This is a genomic window from Pantoea sp. X-Soil-ISGK-355, from assembly GCF_059730805.1.
Window position 1 is genome coordinate 657,219 of the sequence record NZ_AP035971.1, and the last position, 17,061, is coordinate 674,279.

Genomic DNA, 17,061 nt, shown 5'->3' on the forward strand with positions numbered 1-17,061 from the left:
GTATTGATTTGGCCAAAGCGGCAAAACGCGCATTTGTCTGTAACGAATGTGGCGCAGATTACCCACGCTGGCAGGGGCAATGCAGCGCCTGTCACGCCTGGAACACCATCACCGAGGTGCGCATCGCCGCCTCGCCCGCCGCTGCGCGTAACGAGCGCCTGAGTGGTTATGCCGGCAGCGCTGGCACCAGCCGGGTGCAGAAGCTCTCTGAAATCAGTCTGGAGGCGTTACCGCGCTTCTCGACCAGCTTCAAAGAGTTTGACCGGGTACTGGGCGGCGGCGTCGTGCCGGGCAGCGCTATTCTGATTGGCGGCAGTCCGGGCGCGGGCAAATCCACGCTGCTGCTGCAGGTGATGTGCCGGTTGTCCGAAGGGATGAAAACCCTTTACGTCACCGGTGAAGAGTCACTGCAACAGGTGGCGATGCGCGCCCATCGTCTGGGATTACCCACCGAAAATGTCAATATGCTGTCGGAAACCAGCATTGAGCAGATCTGCCTGATCGCCGAGCAGGAGCAGCCGCAACTGATGGTGATCGACTCGATCCAGGTCATGCACATGGCGGAGATCCAGTCATCGCCGGGCAGCGTTGCTCAGGTGCGTGAAACCGCCGCTTACCTGACGCGCTTCGCCAAAACGCGCGGCGTGGCGATCATCATGGTCGGCCACGTCACCAAAGATGGTTCGCTGGCCGGGCCGAAAGTGCTGGAGCACTGCATCGACTGTTCAGTGCTGCTGGATGGCGATGCTGATTCCCGCTTCCGCACGCTGCGCAGCCATAAAAACCGCTTCGGCGCGGTGAATGAGCTGGGTGTGTTTGCCATGACCGAGCAGGGCATGCGTGAAGTCAGCAACCCGTCAGCTATTTTCCTGTCGCGCGGCGAAGAGATCACCTCGGGCAGTTCGGTGATGGTGCTGTGGGAGGGGACGCGTCCGCTGCTGGTGGAGATTCAGGCGCTGGTCGATCACTCGATGATGGGCAATCCACGCCGCGTGGCGGTGGGGCTGGAGCAGAACCGCCTGGCGATTCTGCTGGCGGTTTTACACCGCCACGGCGGATTGCAGATGGCGGATCAGGATGTGTTCGTCAACGTCGTGGGCGGCGTCAAAGTCACCGAAACCAGTGCAGACCTGGCGCTGATGCTGTCGATGGTGTCGAGCCTGCGCGATCGTCCGTTGCCGCAGGATCTGGTGATCTTCGGCGAAGTAGGACTGGCGGGCGAGATCCGTCCGGTGCCCAGCGGGCAGGAGCGCATCGCTGAAGCGGCGAAGCATGGCTTCAAACGCGCCATTGTGCCGGCAGGGAATGCACCGAAAAAACCGATTGCCGGGATGCAGGTTTTCAGCGCGAAGAAGCTGGCCGATGCGCTGGCGATTCTGGACGATCTGTAACGCGCCTGCGGCCGCCAGCGAAAAGCCGCTGGCTGGCCGCTCCCACCTTAACCGCATTGATGCAGGAGGCACGACATGTCGTCGTTTGATTATCTGAAAACGGCCATTCGCCAGCAGGGCCATACGCTGCAACAGGTCGCTGATGCCAGCGGCATGACCAAAGGCTATCTGAGCCAGTTACTCAATGCCAAAATCAAAAGCCCCAGCGCGCAAAAGCTGGAGGCGCTGCACCGCTTTCTGGGACTGGAGTTTCCGCGCCGCGATAAAACGGTGGGCGTGGTGTTTGGTAAGTTCTATCCGCTGCATACCGGCCATATCTATCTGATTCAGCGCGCCTGTAGTCAGGTGGATGAGCTGCATATCATTATGGGTTATGACGAGCCGCGCGACCGCGAGCTGTTTGAGAACAGCGCGATGTCACAGCAGCCGACAGTCAGCGATCGCCTGCGCTGGCTGCTGCAGACCTTTAAGTATCAGAAAAATATTCGTATTCACGCCTTTGATGAAGAGGGGATCGAACCCTATCCGCACGGCTGGGATGTGTGGAGTAAAGGCGTCAGCGCGTTTCTCAGCGAGCACGGCATTGCGCCGGACTGCATCTACACCAGCGAAGCGCCCGATGCGGAGATGTACCAGCAGCACCTGGGCATTCAGACCGTGCTGGTCGATCCCAACCGATCCTTTATGAGCATCAGCGGCGCGCAGATTCGTCAGGATCCGTTCCGCTTCTGGGACTACATCCCGACTGAAGTGAAACCGTTCTTTGTGCGTACCGTGGCGATCCTCGGCGGAGAGTCGAGCGGTAAATCGACGCTGGTGAATAAACTCGCCAACATCTTCAACACTACCAGTGCCTGGGAATATGGCCGCGACTATGTCTTTTCCCATCTGGGCGGTGACGAAATGGCGCTGCAATATTCCGATTACGACAAGATCGCGCTGGGACAGGCGCAGTACATCGATTTCGCCGTCAAATACGCGAATAAAGTGGCGTTTATCGACACCGACTTTGTGACCACGCAGGCGTTTTGTCTCAAATATGAAGGGCGTGAACATCCCTTTGTGCAGGCGCTGATCGATGAGTATCGTTTTGATCTGGTGATCCTGCTGGAGAACAACGTGCCCTGGGTCGCGGATGGCTTGCGCAGCCTGGGCAGTTCAGTGGATCGGCGGGAGTTTCAGTCGATGCTGGTCACGATGCTGCGGGAAAATAACATCGAATTCCTGCACGTGAAGGAAGATGATTATGACGCCCGTTTCCTGCGCTGTATTGAGCTGGTGAAAGCGATGCTGGGCGAGAAAAACGCCCAGCCGTAACGCATGCATTGGCCCGGTCTGCCGCACGGCAGCCGGGTCAGGGCATTAATAGACCATCACCACTTTGCCGCGCATGTGGCCTTCCAGCACGCGCTGGTGGGCGGCGGTTAAAGTCTCAACGCTTAAGCCATGCAGTGTTTCGCTCAGCGTGGTCTGCAGCTTACCTTCATCCAGCAACGCCGATACCGCATCCAGAATCTCGCCCTGACGCGCCATATCCGGTGTATTGAACATGCTGCGGGTATACATCAGCTCGAAGTGCAGTGCCGCACTCTTCAGCTTCAGCTGGTCCATCGACAGGGGATGTTCGTTTTCCACGATGGTGCAGATATGACCCTGCGGAGCGATCAGCTTCGCCATGGTTTCCCAGTGACCGTCGGTGTCATTCAGGCAGAAGATATAATCGACCTGCTTAATGCCCTGTTTCTCCAGCTCACCGATCATATCTTTGTAGTTGATCACCAGATCGGCTCCGCGATCGCGGCACCACTGGGCGGAATCTTCACGCGAGGCTGTCGCAATGATCTTCACCTTGCTGCGCAGTTTCGCCAGCGGGATCGCCAGCGATCCGACACCGCCCGCGCCGCCGACGATCAGCAGCGTCTGATCTTCCGTTGCGGTCTCCAGGTTCAGTCGCTCAAACAGGCCTTCCCAGGCGGTCAGGGCCGTTAGCGGGATCGCCGCCGACTGCGCCCAGTCCAGGCTCTCTGGCTTGTGACCGGTGATGCGTGAGTCAACCAGCTGTTCAGTGCTGTTACTGCCAGGGCGGGTCAGATCGCCCGCATAGAAGACTTCATCGCCAGGCTTAAAGTTGCTGACTGAGCTGCCCACTTCCAGCACAACGCCACTGGCATCCCAGCCGAGAATGCGTGGCTGCTGTAAGCCGTTCTTCTTCGCCCCTTTGTGCACCTTGGTATCGACCGGGTTGACCGACGCGGCTTTGACTTCGACCCGCAGGTCATACTCACCTGGCGTAGGGGTTTCAGGAAAAATTTCGGTAAAGTTTTCCGGATTTTCGGGATTAACTGCGATAGCGCGAATAGACATAAAGATTCTCCTTGGTCAGTGTCTTAAGTGTAGAACCTGATTTTAGCGGTGATAAGATGGACAATCTCTCATAGAGTGTTCGTCTGAGGTGAACAATGGCATTTCGTCAGTGGCAGGATATGGCGCTGTTTGCGCTGGTGGCGGAATGCGGCAGCTTTACCGGCGCGGCAGAACGCGCGGGTCTGCCCAAATCAAGCGTCAGTCAGCGCATCAGCCAGCTGGAGCAGCGGCTGGGGATCCGGCTGCTGAACCGCACCACCCGCCAGCTCAACCTGACCTTTGCCGGTGAGCGCTATCTGCTGCATTGCCAGGAGATGATGCAGGCCAGTGAGCGCGCCGATCAGGCGATTGCCAGCCTGCGGGAAAACCCCAGCGGGCGCCTGCGCATTACCAGCCCGGCAGGCATTGGTGCCACGCTGCTGGCGCGCTGTAATGCAGAGTTTTTACGTCTTTATCCTGATGTGACGCTGGATGTCTCGATCTCCGATGAGATGCGCGATCTGGTACAGGAGGGCTTTGATGTGGCGCTGCGCACCGGTCAGCCGCAGGAGTCCTCGCTGATTGGCCGCCGGATAGGCAACTGCCCGCGACTGCTGGTGGCTTCTCAGCACTATCTTAATCAACATCCACCGCTGCTTCACCCACAGCAGCTCTCGGCCCACCGCTGTATCGCGCATCGCGCCTGGAATGAATGGGTGTTGCAGCGCGATGACGAGTTCTATCGCTGGCTGCTGCCGCCAGGCCATCTCACCGACAATTTACTCTATGCGCGCGAATCGGCGCTGGGCGATGCGGGTATTACGCTGCTGCCGCGCTTTCTGACCGACGGGGCGATGGCGGATCCCCGACTGGTGCCGGTACTGCCGGAATGGGAAATCGAGGGGAATGAGCTGTGGCTGGTCTATCCGGGCCGTAAACTGAATTCACCTGCGCTGGCGCGCTTTATTGAGTTCGCGCTGCAGTCACCGGTGTTCAGGGAGTTTTATCGCTGAACTTAAAATAAAAGTTATAACCGTAACCTGTAACTTTGACACCCGTAGCAGAAAATTACATTGCATTAATTACGATGGCATTTCCCTTTCTTTTCAAAGGAAGAGAAATGTTATGAAAGCTCAAAATTTAAAAAGTGCATGTATTAAAACTTTATCAAAAAGTGAACTTTATGATCAAAGAGAGTTTAATGGTGTAGCAGCTCTTAAAAATATTTTAGGTAATGAAAATAAAGATATTGAAGCAGATTTTGTACTCAGGGGCAGTGATGTCAGCTGTAGTGCATCACTGACTTGGTATGATGCCAGAAAGTCACATGAAAGCCGGTCTGAATTTCGGCTTTATTATGAAGGCAATCCGGTAATGGAGCTCGCAGTGCCTGGTGATAATATTGTCATAGGTTATGATAAAAAAAGTAAATTAACCTGCATTTTATTTAAAACACATGATGATGAGCATCAAGGGCATGTTGAAGAATGGATGCCGCTTTAAAAAAATAAAAAAGGGAAGCATCCGCTTCCCTTTTTAGTATTAATCAGACTGCGATTACTTCGTCATACGTTTGTACTTGATGCGCTTCGGCTCCAGCGCGTCGGCGCCGAGGGTACGCTTCTTGTACTCTTCATATTCGGTAAAGTTACCTTCGAAGAATTCGATGTTGCCCTCATCCTGATAATCCAGAATGTGCGTGGCGATACGGTCCAGGAACCAGCGGTCATGCGAGATCACCATCGCACAGCCCGGGAACTCCAGCAGGGCGTTTTCCAGCGCGCGCAGGGTTTCAATGTCCAGGTCGTTGGTTGGCTCATCGAGCAGCAGCATGTTGCCGCCAACCTGCAGCAGCTTCGCGAGGTGCAGACGACCACGCTCACCACCCGACAGTTCGCCCACGCGTTTGCCCTGATCGACGCCTTTAAAGTTAAAGCGGCCGACATAGGCGCGGCTTGGCATCTCGGTGTTACCGATACGCATGATGTCCTGACCACCGGAAACTTCTTCCCACACGGTTTTGGAATTGTCCATGCTGTCTCGGAACTGATCGACGGAGGCCAGCTTAACGGTCTCACCCAGCACGATGCTGCCGGAATCAGGCTGTTCCTGACCGGACATCATACGGAACAGGGTGGATTTACCCGCGCCGTTCGGACCGATAATCCCGACAATCGCGCCTTTTGGCACAGAGAACGAGAGATCGTCAATCAGCACACGGTCGCCATAGGACTTACGCAGATTGCTGACTTCCAGCACTTTGTCACCCAGACGGGCACCTGGCGGAATGAACAGTTCGTTGGTTTCGTTACGCTTCTGGTAGTCGGTGTTATTCAGCTCTTCAAAGCGTGCCAGACGGGCTTTGCCTTTAGACTGCTGGCCTTTTGGTCCTTTACGAACCCACTCCAGCTCTTTCTCAATCGACTTACGACGAGCCGCTTCAGAAGAGGCTTCCTGCGCCAGACGCGCATCTTTCTGCTCCAGCCAGGAGGAGTAGTTGCCTTCCCACGGAATACCTTCACCGCGGTCAAGTTCCAGAATCCAGCCTGCCACGTTATCCAGGAAGTAACGGTCATGCGTGATCGCCACGACGGTGCCTTCGAAGTCATGCAGGAAACGCTCCAGCCAGGCGACAGATTCGGCGTCCAGGTGGTTCGTTGGTTCGTCCAGCAGCAGCATGTCTGGTTTTTCCAGCAGCAGGCGGCACAGGGCGACGCGGCGACGTTCACCACCGGAAAGGGTGGCGATTTTCGCGTCCCAGTCTGGCAGGCGCAGCGCATCGGCAGCACGTTCCAGCTGGGTATTCAGGTTGTGACCATCGTGTGCCTGGATGATCTCTTCCAGACGGCCCTGCTCGGCGGCCAGCTTGTCGAAGTCTGCACCCTCTTCGGCATAGAGCGCATAGACTTCGTCGAGACGTTTCAGTGCGCCAACCACTTCTGACAGTGCTTCTTCAACCGACTCACGCACGGTGTGTTCAAGGTTAAGCTGCGGCTCCTGCGGCAGGTAGCCAATCTTGATGCCTGGCTGCGGACGCGCTTCCCCTTCGATATCTTTATCGATGCCGGCCATGATGCGCAGCAGGGTAGATTTACCCGCACCGTTCAGGCCGAGTACGCCGATTTTTGCGCCAGGGAAGAAGCTGAGCGAGATGTTTTTCAGGATATGACGCTTCGGCGGAACTACTTTGCCGACGCGATGCATGCTATAGACGAATTGAGCCACGTTGGTTTGAGCCTCTGGGTCTGTTGGTCGTTGGAATGATGTCGAAGTTTAGCCTTTTTCACCGTTTAATCCCAGCCAGGGGGCGGCGAATATTCGCCGGGCAGAAGGGATGCCGGACGGCGTGCGGGATAACTGACTGATTTCCGCGCTCAATTGCTGACGATAGTACCGGGGCAGCCCTCAGGGCAGGCGCAGTGGTATCGCCTGCTGTGCCAGCCAGTTCTGCAATGCCTGGTCGGGCGCGCTGTCACTCACCAACAGATCAAAGCGCTGTAGCCCGGCGATGCGGGCGGGCAGCACTTTGCCATATTTACTGCTGTCCGCCACCAGCACCGACTTTTGGGCACGCAGCATGGCGTGATGTTTCATCATCAGCTCATTGGTGTTGTAGCAGGTCGCCCCCTGATCTTTGTCGATGCCCGCCGCAGAGATAAAGGCCAGCGTCGGACAGAGATCGTCCAGGAGGGTATGCACGCCAATCGGCGTAAACAGCGCATTGTCGGCATGAAATTCACCGCCGCTCAGAATCACACTACAGGCCGGTTTCTCTTTCAGGGTCAGAAAGGTGTTCATGGCGCAGCAGATGGCAGTAAATGACAGCGTGTCAGGAATGGCATCAACGATATAGGGCAGGGTAGTGCCGCAGTCAAAGAAGACCGTATCGTTTTCGCTGATCAGGCTGGCTGCCGTCTGCGCCAGCCGCTGCTTTCTGGCGGCATTCTGCCCATGCTGATCGCTGACAAAATAGTGACCGGCATGACTTTTCGGGTCGCTGACGATATAGCCGCCCAGCAGGACCACGCTGGAGCCTGGCTCGGTTAAATCACGGCGAACCGTCATCTCTGAGACGCCTAACAAGTGGGCCGCATCTTTCAGATGCAGTTTGTCGGTGCGTTTAAGCGCCTGGGTCAGCTTGTGAATGCGTTCGTCGCGCCGGGTTTCCATGGTCATCTCTCTGTTACCTATCCTGTAGTGCGGAGCAGGAACGCCGGAATCGACGCTATATCGCGACAAACCTCACAGATTTGAATGAGTTGCGTCTCATCCGCCAGGCTGGCAGTCAATCTTACCCGCAATCTGTAAGAGCCGCAAACCTCCGCCGTGCGGTGATCCCGGCCCATCATCACTGGCGGTAACATCTCTCAGCCGTCATGGCCCCTGATGTTATCTTGTTATAATAGTAACACTTTAAATCCCCCTTTATGCCGTTTACCGCCGGTATCTGCCACTTCAGGATGTGGTTTTTGTCACATATTTAACCTTTAAGAAAGGTTATTGTTAATTTAATAACATTTTAAGTGTGAAAAACATCCGGGAGTTCTGTCATGACAATTGCGGTTATCGGCTCAAACATGGTCGATCTGATTACCTATACCAACAGCCTGCCGAAAGCGGGCGAAACCCTTGAAGCGCCCGACTTTGCCATTGGCTGCGGCGGTAAAGGCGCTAACCAGGCGGTCGCGGCCGCGAAAATGGGTGGCAACGTAATGATGGTCAGCAAGGTCGGCGACGATCTCTTTGCTCCCAACACCGTTGCTAATCTGCAGCAGCAGGGCGTGGACACGCGCTTTGTCACTACTGCAACAGGCGTCTCCAGCGGCGTGGCACCGATTTTTGTCGATGACCAGTCGCAGAACCGCATTCTGATCATCAAAGGGGCCAACCAGCAGCTGAAACCGGCCGATATCGACGACGCGGCAGAGGCGCTGAAAGCCTGTGAGCTGATCATCCTGCAACTGGAGATCCCGCTGGAAACGGTCTATTACGCCATCGATTTTGCCCGCCAGCATCAGATCAGCGTGATCCTGAATCCGGCGCCGGCCGTCGCCACGCTGGATATTCACTACGCCTGCAAATGCGACTTCTTTATGCCGAACGAAACCGAGCTGGAGATCCTCACCGGCCTGCCGGTCAACACTGATGAAGAGGTGATCCTGGCCGGGCAGTCGCTGCTGAAGCATGGCCTTAAAAATCTGATTATCACGTTGGGCAGCCGGGGCTCGGTCTGGATGAGCGGCGACGAGATCCATCGCGTGGCCGCCACGCCGGTTCAGGCGGTGGATACCAGCGGTGCGGGCGATGCCTTTATCGGCTGTTTCGCGTATCTGCTGGTGAAAACCGGCGATGTGGTCGCCGCCATGACCCAGGCCTCTGCTTATGCCGCCTGCAGCGTCACCGGGCGCGGCACGCAGCGCGCTTATCCCGACGCCGAGTGTTTCCAGCGTTTTCTCAACCGTAACTGAGGTTCTGCTATGCAACAGAAAATTGTTCAGCAATCTGATGGCTATCTGAATAAAACGCCGCTGTTCCAGTTCATTCTGCTGTCGTGCCTCTTTCCGCTCTGGGGTTGTGCAGCGAGTCTTAACGATATCCTGATCACCCAGTTTAAAAGCGTGTTCGCCCTGAGCGATTTTGCCAGTGCGCTGGTGCAGAGCGCCTTTTATGGCGGCTATTTTCTGATTGCGATCCCCGCCTCGCTGGTGATCCGTAAAACCAGTTACAAGATGGCAATCATGATCGGCCTGGCACTCTATATCGCTGGCTGTATCGCCTTTTATCCCGCTTCGCACATGGCGACCTACACCATGTTCCTGGCGGCGATCTTTGCTATCGCCATCGGCCTGAGCTTCCTGGAAACTGCGGCCAATACCTACAGCTCGATGATTGGTCATCGTGACCATGCGACGCTGCGCCTCAACGTCAGCCAGACCTTCTATCCGATTGGTGCGCTGATGGGGATCGTGCTGGGTAAATATCTGGTGTTCCAGGAGGGCGACAGCCTGGAGAGTCAGATGGCGACGATGACGGCAGAGCAGGCGCATGCCTTCCGTCTGACGATGCTGGAGCACACGCTGGAGCCTTACAAATATCTGGTGATGGTGCTGGTAGTCGTAATGCTGCTGTTTATGTTCACCCGCTATCCGCGCTGCAAACCTGAGAGTAATGAGAGATCGCGCCCCTCGCTGGGCGAGACCTTCCGCTATCTGGCCGCTAATCGTCACTTTAAACGCGGCATTGTGACCCAGTTCCTCTATGTTGGCATGCAGGTCGCGGTCTGGTCGTTTACCATTCGTCTGGCGCTGACGCTGGGGGCGACCAACGAACGTCACGCCTCTAACTTTATGATCTACAGCTTCGTCTGCTTTTTTATCGGTAAGTTCGTGGCGAACTTCCTGATGACCCGCTTCCGTGCCGAGAAAGTGCTGATCGCCTATTCGGTGCTGGGCGTGCTGACGCTGGCCTATGTGATGCTGGTGCCGAACTTTACCGCCGTCTACGCCGCTGTGTTTGTCAGCGTGCTGTTTGGTCCCTGCTGGGCGACGATCTACGCGGGAACGCTGGCGACGGTCGATAACAAATACACCGAAGTCGCAGGCGCGTTTATCGTGATGGCGATTGTCGGTGCGGCCTTTGTCCCGGCGCTTCAGGGCCTGGTTTCGGACTCACTGGGTTCGATGCAGCGGGCATTTGGCGTCTCGCTGCTCTGTTTCGCCTGGGTCGGATTCTACTTCTATGGCGAACTGCGCCATAAAAAACAGCTGGTTGCGACCGGTCGTCTGGCGGAGGAGTCACCATGAAAACCCGTTTACCTTTAGCCCGTGAACAGTTTCACACCACACCCTGGGTGCTGTTAGAGAGCGATGACTTCCGGGTTGAGCTGTTTCGCTATCCGGCGGGCATTGAGGCGGTGCGCATTCATAACCGGCGCGGCAGCGTGACCGTGCTGCCATTTCTCGGACAGATGGTCTGGGACGTGCAGTTCGACGAGCACAATCTGACCATGGGCCACAGTTTTAAACAGCCGCTGCCCGCCAAGTCGATCATCGACACTTACGGCTGTTTTGCCTTTCATTCGGGACTGCTGGCCAACGGCTGTCCCGCACCAGAGGACGATCATCCGCTGCACGGTGAGATGGCCTGCGCCCGCATGGACAGCGCCTGGCTGGTGCTGGAGGATCAGACGCTGTCGCTGGAAGGGGAGTGTGAATATGTTAAAGGCTTCGGCCATCACTACCTTGCGGCACCTGCCGTCCGCCTTCAGGCCGATCGGCCCCGTCTGACGATAGCGATGACGGTGACTAATCTGGCGGGCGCGGCGATGCCGCTGCAGTATATGTGTCACCTCAACAGCGCGTGGATCGACCAGGGACGCTTCCGGCAGTCGATTCCCGATCGGGCATTCCAGCTGCGTCGCTCGATCCCCGCACACCTTAAACCCACACCTGCCTGGCGCGAGTACACGGATCACTTATCGCGCGATCCACAGGCGTTACAACAGCTCGATCAGCCGCAACTCTGCGATCCGGAGATCGTCTTCTTCGCGGACGATCTGCCGCAGTATGGCGATGACGTGCAGTTTGAGCTGCATTCGCCGCAGGGCTATGCGCTGATGACGCGCTTCTCTACCGCGCAGTTTCCGCACGCGACCCGCTGGCTGCTGCATAACCACGATCAGCAGGTGGCGGCCTACATTCTGCCCGCCACCTGTCGTCCAGAGGGCTTTCTGGCCGCGCAGCAGGCCGGTACGCTGATCGCCCTGGCCAGCGGCGAAGAGCGGCACTTCTCCGTCGAGACCGGCCTGCTCTGAGCCGGATTTAAATCGCCACCAGGCCGCGCACACCCTCAGCTTCCATGGTGTCGCCGCGGCCACGCTGCACGATCTCCCCGCGCGACATCACCAGATAACTGTCCGCCAGCTCCGCTGCGAAGTCATAAAACTGCTCCACCAGCAGGATCGCCATATCGCCCCGCTGCGCCAGCTGGCGGATTACCGCGCCGATCTCTTTGATCACCGAAGGCTGGATCCCTTCGGTCGGCTCGTCGAGGATCAGCAGCTGTGGCCGGCAGGCCAGCGCCCGGCCGATCGCCAGTTGCTGCTGCTGACCGCCTGAGAGATCGCCGCCCCGGCGTGACTTCATCGCCAGCAGCACCGGAAAAAGTTGGTAGATCTCCTCCGGTACTTCACGTGCCTGGGCAGCCGGAAAGCGTGACAGGCCCATCAGCAGGTTCTCTTCCACCGTCAGACGCGGAAAGATTTCCCGACCCTGCGGCACATAGGCGATGCCCGCCTGCACCCGCTGGTGCGGCTTGCGGCCATTCATGCGCTGCTGCTGCCAGTAAATCTCGCCTGACTTCGCCGGAATCAGCCCCATCAGGCATTTCAGCAGCGTGGTTTTCCCCACGCCGTTGCGCCCCAGCAGACAGGTAATTTCGCCAATCTTAACCTCAAATGACAGGCCGCGCAGAATATGACTGCCGCCATAATATTGATTCAGTTCAGTAACCTGTAACATTTCAGCGCCCCAGATAAACGTCGATAACCTGCTCGTTGGACTGCACGTCGCGCAGCGAACCCTCGGCCAGCACCTGTCCCTGATGCAGCACGGTGACATGGTCGGCGATAGTCTCGACAAAGCCCATGTCATGCTCCACCACCATCAGCGAATGCTTGCCCGCCAGGCTGCGGAACAGCTCGGCGGTGTAGGCCGTTTCGGCATCGGTCATACCCGCGGCCGGTTCATCCAGCAGCAGCAGATGCGGCTCCTGCACCAGCAGCATGCCGATCTCCAGAAACTGCTTCTGGCCGTGTGACAGCAGGCCCGCGCGACGCTGGCGTTCGCCGCCCAGCCGCAGCAGTTTCAGCACCTCATCAATGCGGTCACGCTGTTCGCCGCTGAGGCGGGCGCGCAGGCTGGCCCAGACCGATTTGTCGTCTTTGAGCGCGATCTCCAGATTCTCGAACACGGTTAACGCCTCAAACACCGTGGGTTTCTGGAACTTACGGCCGATACCGGCGCGGGCGATCTCCACCGGTGAAAGGCGGGTCAGATCGCTGTCCTGGTCGTAGATCACCCGGCCAGCGTCAGGACGTGTTTTGCCGGTAATCACATCCATCAGCGTGGTTTTGCCCGCACCGTTAGGGCCGATCACGCAGCGCAGTTCACCGACGCCGATCTGCAGCGACAGATCGGTCAGCGCCCGGAAGCCGTCAAACGACACGCTGATTTTCTCCAGTTGCAGCACCGGATCGCGCTGCGCCCGATGGCGATCCGCCAGTTGAGTCTGGGTAAACAGGACATCACTCATTTTTTCCTCCGACGCAGCAGGCCAATCACGCCGTGCGGCAGAAACAGCGTGACCAGGATAAACATCAGTCCCAGGAAGAAGAGCCAGTATTCAGGGAAGGCGACGGTGAAGAAGCTGCGCGCGCCGTTCACAATCGCCGCGCCCAGCAGTGGGCCTATCAGCGTGCCGCGTCCGCCCAGCGCCACCCAGATTGCCGCTTCTATCGAGTTGGCCGGTGACATCTCACCCGGATTGATAATGCCGACCTGCGGCACATAGAGCGCCCCGGCCAGGCCGCACAGCACGGCGGAGAGCGTCCAGACAAACAGCTTGAAGCCGCGCGGGTCGTAACCACAGAACATCAGACGGTTTTCGGCATCGCGTACTGCGGTCAGCACCCGGCCAAACTTGCTGCGCGCCAGGGCAAAGCCGATCACCAGACTCAGCAGCAGCAGCAGCACGGTGGCGATAAACAGCCCGATGCGGGTGCCAGTCGCCGTCACCGAAAAGCCGAGCAGGGTGGTAAAGCCGGTAAAGCCGTTGTTGCCGCCAAAACCGGTTTCGTTGCGGAAGAACAGCAGCATTCCGGCGTAGGTCAGCGCCTGGGTCATGATGGAGAAGTAGACGCCTTTGATCTTCGAGCGAAAGGCGAAGAAGCCAAACACCAGCGCCAGCAGGCCTGGCACCAGCATGCTCAGACAGAGCGCCCAGACGAAATAGTCGGTGCCGGTCCAGAACCAGGGAAGTTCACGCCAGGAGAGAAAGGACATGAAGGCGGGCAAACCCTCACCGGCAGCCTGGCGCATCAGGTACATGCCCATGGCATATCCCCCCAGGGCAAAGAACAGGCCGTGACCCAGCGACAACAGTCCGGCGTAGCCCCACACCAGATCCAGCGCCACCGCGATCACCGCATAGCAGAGGATTTTGCCGACCAGCGTCAGGGTATAGGTGGAGATCGCCAGCGGATGCGTGGCGGGCAGCAGCGCCAGAAATGGCATCACCAGTAATGCCAGAGTGATCGCCACGCCGATGCCGATCGTCAGGCGCGGCGCGGTGCGCGCCACGCGAAGCGTGATGGGTTGCGTCATCAGTCAGTCACCCTTCCTTTAACCGCAAACAGCCCCTGCGGGCGTTTCTGAATAAACAGCACGATAATCACCAGAATCAGGATCTTGCCCAGCACCGCGCCAATCTGCGGCTCCAGCACTTTGTTCAAAATCCCCAGGCTGAACGCGGCAACCACGGTGCCCGCTAACTGGCCGACGCCACCCAGCACCACCACCAGGAACGAGTCGATGATGTAGCCCTGACCCAGCTCCGGCCCGACGTTTCCGAGCTGTGACAGCGCCACGCCGCCCAGCCCGGCAATGCCCGAACCGAGGCCAAATGCCAGCATATCGACGCGGCCGGTCGGCACGCCGCAGCACTCCGCCATGGCGCGGTTCTGGGTCACGGCGCGCACGTTCATGCCAAGGCGGGTCCGGTTCAGCAGCAGCCAGGTCAGCGCCAGTACAAACACCACAAACAGGATTACCGCGATGCGGTTCCACGGCAGCACCAGATTAGGCAGCAGCTGTAAGCCGCCGGAGAGCCACGACGGGTTCGCCACCTCCAGGTTCTGCGCCCCGAACAGCACCCGCACCAGCTGGATCAGCATCAGGCTGATCCCCCAGGTAGCAAGCAGCGTCTCCAGCGGACGGCCATAGAGATGGCGAATGATGGTGCGCTCCAGTGCCATACCGATAGCGGCAGTGACCATAAAGGCGACCGGCAGCGCCAGCAGCGGATACCAGGCTAAATAGTCCGGTGCAAACTGCTGGAACAGGCTCTGAACCCACCAGGTGGCGTACGCGCCGAGCATCAGCATTTCACCGTGCGCCATGTTGATCACCCCCAGCAGGCCATAGGTGATCGCCAGGCCCAGCGCGGCCAGCAGCAGGATGGAGCCCAGTGACAGGCCGCTAAACGCCTGCCCCAGCAGATCGCCCCACATCAGCCGTTTCTGAATCTGTTGCAGGCTTTCCGCCGCGGCTGCCCGCACCGTGGCGTCCGGCTCATTCGCGGGCTGAGTCAGGCGTTGCAGACTGGCCTGCGTGTTAGGATCGCTGGATTCGCCCAGCAGTTTTACCGCCCGCAGGCGCACCATCGGCTCGTCATCCGCCAGTTGCAGGTTCGCCAGCGCCAGCGCTAATGCGGCATGCACCCGGCTGTCCTGTTCGGCGGCCAGGCGCTGTTCCAGCAGCGGCAACTGGTCAGCGGCACCCCCATTCTGCAACTGCTGCGCTGCGCGCAGGCGCAGTGCCGCATCGCTGCTCACCAGCTGGTGGGCGGCCAGCGCATTGTTAACCAGCACGCGCAGGCGATTGTTCATAAACAGCTTTTTCAGGTTTCCTGTGGGCTGCGCCACCGCATCCAGCGGCTGCAGCGTGGATCCCTGCTGGCTGAACGGCTGTTTATTCTGGTCGATGACCACCGTTTCGGCATGCAGCGCTTCCAGCAGCGGCAGGCGATGACTGTCCGGTGCGGTGGCCCACTGTTGCAGCAGCGTGGCCTGCTGGCTGCGGCTGGCGGCGGCAAAATCAGCCGCCGGTCCGGCACTCGCAAACAGCGGGAGCAGCAGCAGCAGGCTGAAAAAGCAGCGACATAGATTCATAAAAGGAGCCTCGTTTGGGAAGGTCAGCACGGCAGCCTGTTGAGTGCTGCCGTGCTGCCGCGTCACAGCGGGTGACGCTTTCTCATCAGCAACGCGCGCTTACTGCGCGGTCTTCACCGGGTGATCGGGCTTCTTGTCGTTACCGGCAATGTACGGGCTCCACGGCTGTGCGCGCACCGGCTTATCGGTCTGCCACACCACGCTGAACTGACCGTTCTCTTCTACTTCGCCAATCATGACCGGCTTATGCAGATGATGGTTGGTCTGATCCATGGTCAGGGTAAAGCCATCCGGCGCGTTGAAGGTCTGACCGGCCATCGCCGCGCGTACTTTGTCCACATCCGTCGTGCCCGCTTTTTCCACCGCCTGCGCCCACATATGGATGCCAACATAAGTTGCTTCCATCGGGTCGTTGGTGACGACGGTAGCCGCATTCGGCAGGTTGTGTGCTTTGGCGTAGGCGCGGTAATCGGCGACGAACTTCGCGTTGGTCGGATTATCGATCGACTCGAAATAGTTCCAGGCCGCTAACTGACCCACCAGCGGTTTGGTGTCGATGCCGCGCAGCTCCTCTTCGCCCACCGAAAAGGCGACCACTGGAATGTCAGTAGCTTTGATGCCCTGGTTCGCCAGCTCTTTGTAGAACGGTACGTTGGAGTCGCCGTTGATGGTCGAGACCACCGCCGTTTTACCGCCTGCCGCGAACTTTTTGATGTTGGACACGATGGTCTGGTAGTCGCTGTAACCAAACGGCGTGTAGACCTCTTCGATATCTTTGTCGGCCACGCCTTTGCTGTGCAGGAAGGCGCGCAGGATTTTGTTGGTGGTGCGCGGATAGACGTAGTCGGTACCCAGCAGGAAGAAGCGTTTCGCGCTGCCGCCATCTTCGCTCATCAGGTACTCCACCGCCGGAATCGCCTGCTGGTTAGGCGCCGCGCCGGTGTAGAAGACGTTGGGTGACATCTCTTCCCCTTCATACTGCACCGGATAGAACAGCAGGCCGTTCAGCTCTTCAAACACCGGCAGTACCGATTTGCGTGACACTGAAGTCCAGCAGCCAAACACCACTGCCGCTTTATCCTGAGTCAGCAGCTGCCGCGCTTTCTCGGCAAATAACGGCCAGTTAGAGGCGGGATCGACCACCACCGGTTCCAGCTTTTTCCCCAGCACGCCGCCTTTTGCGTTGATCTCATCAATGGTCATCAGCGCCACATCTTTCAGTGGCGTTTCAGAAATCGCCATGGTGCCAGAGAGCGAATGCATGATACCCACTTTGATGGTGTCAGCCGCCTGCGCACTCCAGGCGAACCCCATGCTGATAACGGTAGCGGAGAGGGCGAAAGCCTTGATCAACGAACGTCTTTTCATCATTTAAACCCC

Annotated in this window: 15 protein-coding genes; 7 read left to right on the top strand and 8 right to left on the bottom strand. The window is 58.1% G+C overall.

What is annotated here, in order from left to right; genetic code table 11:
- The first annotated feature begins 8 nt into the window (after window positions 1–8).
- Together radA and nadR are read left to right on the top strand one after the other, a co-directional pair.
- Window positions 9–1,391 carry a DNA repair protein RadA gene (gene radA / locus AC6I8J_RS02850; RefSeq protein WP_010253610.1) on the top strand — a complete coding sequence of 461 codons (1,383 nt, stop codon included), beginning with the start codon at window positions 9–11 and terminating at the stop codon, window positions 1,389–1,391.
- A 75-nt stretch (window positions 1,392–1,466) separates the two neighbouring features.
- The gene (gene nadR / locus AC6I8J_RS02855; protein WP_161735973.1) at window positions 1,467–2,708 is read left to right on the top strand and encodes a multifunctional transcriptional regulator/nicotinamide-nucleotide adenylyltransferase/ribosylnicotinamide kinase NadR; all 1,242 of its coding nucleotides are present in this window, start codon (window positions 1,467–1,469) and stop codon (window positions 2,706–2,708) included.
- Between the two features lie 45 nt (window positions 2,709–2,753).
- Here nadR and AC6I8J_RS02860 read toward each other — a convergent pair whose 3' ends face one another.
- On the bottom strand, window positions 2,754–3,755 hold the full coding sequence (locus AC6I8J_RS02860) for a zinc-binding alcohol dehydrogenase family protein (protein ID WP_161735974.1): 1,002 nt from the start codon (window positions 3,753–3,755) through the stop codon (window positions 2,754–2,756).
- Between the two features lie 95 nt (window positions 3,756–3,850).
- On the opposite strand from AC6I8J_RS02860, the gene AC6I8J_RS02865 reads away from it, so the two are divergent.
- Window positions 3,851–4,747, top strand: a complete 897-nt coding sequence (locus AC6I8J_RS02865) for a LysR family transcriptional regulator (protein WP_161735975.1) — start codon at window positions 3,851–3,853, stop codon at window positions 4,745–4,747.
- Window positions 4,748–4,859: 112 nt separating this feature from the next.
- Window positions 4,860–5,237 (top strand): type II restriction endonuclease, encoded by a 378-nt coding sequence (locus tag AC6I8J_RS02870; protein ID WP_260059136.1) that lies wholly within the window; start codon window positions 4,860–4,862, stop codon window positions 5,235–5,237.
- A 54-nt stretch (window positions 5,238–5,291) separates the two neighbouring features.
- Here the strand turns inward: AC6I8J_RS02870 and ettA are convergent, their stop codons facing one another.
- Together ettA and deoR are read right to left on the bottom strand one after the other, a co-directional pair.
- Window positions 5,292–6,959: an energy-dependent translational throttle protein EttA gene (gene ettA, locus AC6I8J_RS02875; protein WP_013356691.1), complete on the bottom strand. Its 1,668-nt coding sequence runs from the start codon at window positions 6,957–6,959 to the stop codon at window positions 5,292–5,294.
- A 180-nt stretch (window positions 6,960–7,139) separates the two neighbouring features.
- The gene (gene deoR / locus AC6I8J_RS02880) at window positions 7,140–7,904 is read right to left on the bottom strand and encodes a DNA-binding transcriptional repressor DeoR (RefSeq protein WP_161731745.1); all 765 of its coding nucleotides are present in this window, start codon (window positions 7,902–7,904) and stop codon (window positions 7,140–7,142) included.
- Window positions 7,905–8,284: 380 nt separating this feature from the next.
- On the opposite strand from deoR, the gene rbsK reads away from it, so the two are divergent.
- The 3 genes from rbsK to AC6I8J_RS02895 are packed head-to-tail and all read left to right on the top strand — an operon-like array spanning window position 8,285 to window position 11,547.
- Window positions 8,285–9,202 (top strand): ribokinase, encoded by a 918-nt coding sequence (gene rbsK, locus AC6I8J_RS02885; RefSeq protein WP_161731733.1) that lies wholly within the window; start codon window positions 8,285–8,287, stop codon window positions 9,200–9,202.
- Window positions 9,203–9,211: 9 nt separating this feature from the next.
- Window positions 9,212–10,537, top strand: coding sequence for an L-fucose:H+ symporter permease (gene fucP / locus AC6I8J_RS02890; protein WP_161731731.1), 1,326 nt, complete (start codon window positions 9,212–9,214; stop codon window positions 10,535–10,537).
- Window positions 10,534–11,547 (top strand): aldose 1-epimerase family protein, encoded by a 1,014-nt coding sequence (locus AC6I8J_RS02895; RefSeq protein WP_260059137.1) that lies wholly within the window; start codon window positions 10,534–10,536, stop codon window positions 11,545–11,547. The genes fucP and AC6I8J_RS02895 overlap by 4 nt, the downstream gene beginning before the upstream one ends.
- Before the next feature lie 7 nt (window positions 11,548–11,554).
- On the opposite strand, the gene urtE is transcribed toward AC6I8J_RS02895, so the two are convergent.
- The 5 genes from urtE to urtA form a co-directional block, all read right to left on the bottom strand.
- Window positions 11,555–12,253 carry an urea ABC transporter ATP-binding subunit UrtE gene (gene urtE / locus AC6I8J_RS02900; RefSeq protein ID WP_497825075.1) on the bottom strand — a complete coding sequence of 233 codons (699 nt, stop codon included), beginning with the start codon at window positions 12,251–12,253 and terminating at the stop codon, window positions 11,555–11,557.
- Between the two features lies 1 nt (window position 12,254).
- On the bottom strand, window positions 12,255–13,046 hold the full coding sequence (gene urtD / locus AC6I8J_RS02905; RefSeq protein WP_161731728.1) for an urea ABC transporter ATP-binding protein UrtD: 792 nt from the start codon (window positions 13,044–13,046) through the stop codon (window positions 12,255–12,257).
- On the bottom strand, window positions 13,043–14,116 hold the full coding sequence (gene urtC / locus AC6I8J_RS02910; protein WP_222924594.1) for an urea ABC transporter permease subunit UrtC: 1,074 nt from the start codon (window positions 14,114–14,116) through the stop codon (window positions 13,043–13,045). The genes urtD and urtC overlap by 4 nt, the downstream gene beginning before the upstream one ends.
- The gene (gene urtB, locus AC6I8J_RS02915) at window positions 14,116–15,681 is read right to left on the bottom strand and encodes an urea ABC transporter permease subunit UrtB (protein ID WP_222924592.1); all 1,566 of its coding nucleotides are present in this window, start codon (window positions 15,679–15,681) and stop codon (window positions 14,116–14,118) included. The genes urtC and urtB overlap by 1 nt, the downstream gene beginning before the upstream one ends.
- Window positions 15,682–15,780: 99 nt before the next feature.
- A complete protein-coding gene (urtA, locus tag AC6I8J_RS02920; protein ID WP_161731743.1) occupies window positions 15,781–17,049 on the bottom strand; it encodes an urea ABC transporter substrate-binding protein in 1,269 nt (422 codons plus the stop codon).
- Window positions 17,050–17,061: the final 12 nt, after the last annotated feature.

Excerpts from the sequence above, each read along its gene's own strand:
- deoR (WP_161731745.1), bottom strand. The coding sequence starts at position 7,904 with ATGGAAACCCGGCGCGACGAACGCATTCACAAGCTGACCCAGGCGCTT.
- fucP (WP_161731731.1), top strand. The coding sequence starts at position 9,212 with ATGCAACAGAAAATTGTTCAGCAATCTGATGGCTATCTGAATAAAACG.
- nadR (WP_161735973.1), top strand. The coding sequence starts at position 1,467 with ATGTCGTCGTTTGATTATCTGAAAACGGCCATTCGCCAGCAGGGCCAT.
- rbsK (WP_161731733.1), top strand. The coding sequence starts at position 8,285 with ATGACAATTGCGGTTATCGGCTCAAACATGGTCGATCTGATTACCTAT.
- urtE (WP_497825075.1), bottom strand. The coding sequence starts at position 12,253 with ATGTTACAGGTTACTGAACTGAATCAATATTATGGCGGCAGTCATATT.
- AC6I8J_RS02865 (WP_161735975.1), top strand. The coding sequence starts at position 3,851 with ATGGCATTTCGTCAGTGGCAGGATATGGCGCTGTTTGCGCTGGTGGCG.
- urtC (WP_222924594.1), bottom strand. The coding sequence starts at position 14,116 with ATGACGCAACCCATCACGCTTCGCGTGGCGCGCACCGCGCCGCGCCTG.
- AC6I8J_RS02860 (WP_161735974.1), bottom strand. The coding sequence starts at position 3,755 with ATGTCTATTCGCGCTATCGCAGTTAATCCCGAAAATCCGGAAAACTTT.
- AC6I8J_RS02870 (WP_260059136.1), top strand. The coding sequence starts at position 4,860 with ATGAAAGCTCAAAATTTAAAAAGTGCATGTATTAAAACTTTATCAAAA.
- AC6I8J_RS02895 (WP_260059137.1), top strand. The coding sequence starts at position 10,534 with ATGAAAACCCGTTTACCTTTAGCCCGTGAACAGTTTCACACCACACCC.
- urtD (WP_161731728.1), bottom strand. The coding sequence starts at position 13,046 with ATGAGTGATGTCCTGTTTACCCAGACTCAACTGGCGGATCGCCATCGG.
- urtB (WP_222924592.1), bottom strand. The coding sequence starts at position 15,681 with ATGAATCTATGTCGCTGCTTTTTCAGCCTGCTGCTGCTGCTCCCGCTG.
- urtA (WP_161731743.1), bottom strand. The coding sequence starts at position 17,049 with ATGAAAAGACGTTCGTTGATCAAGGCTTTCGCCCTCTCCGCTACCGTT.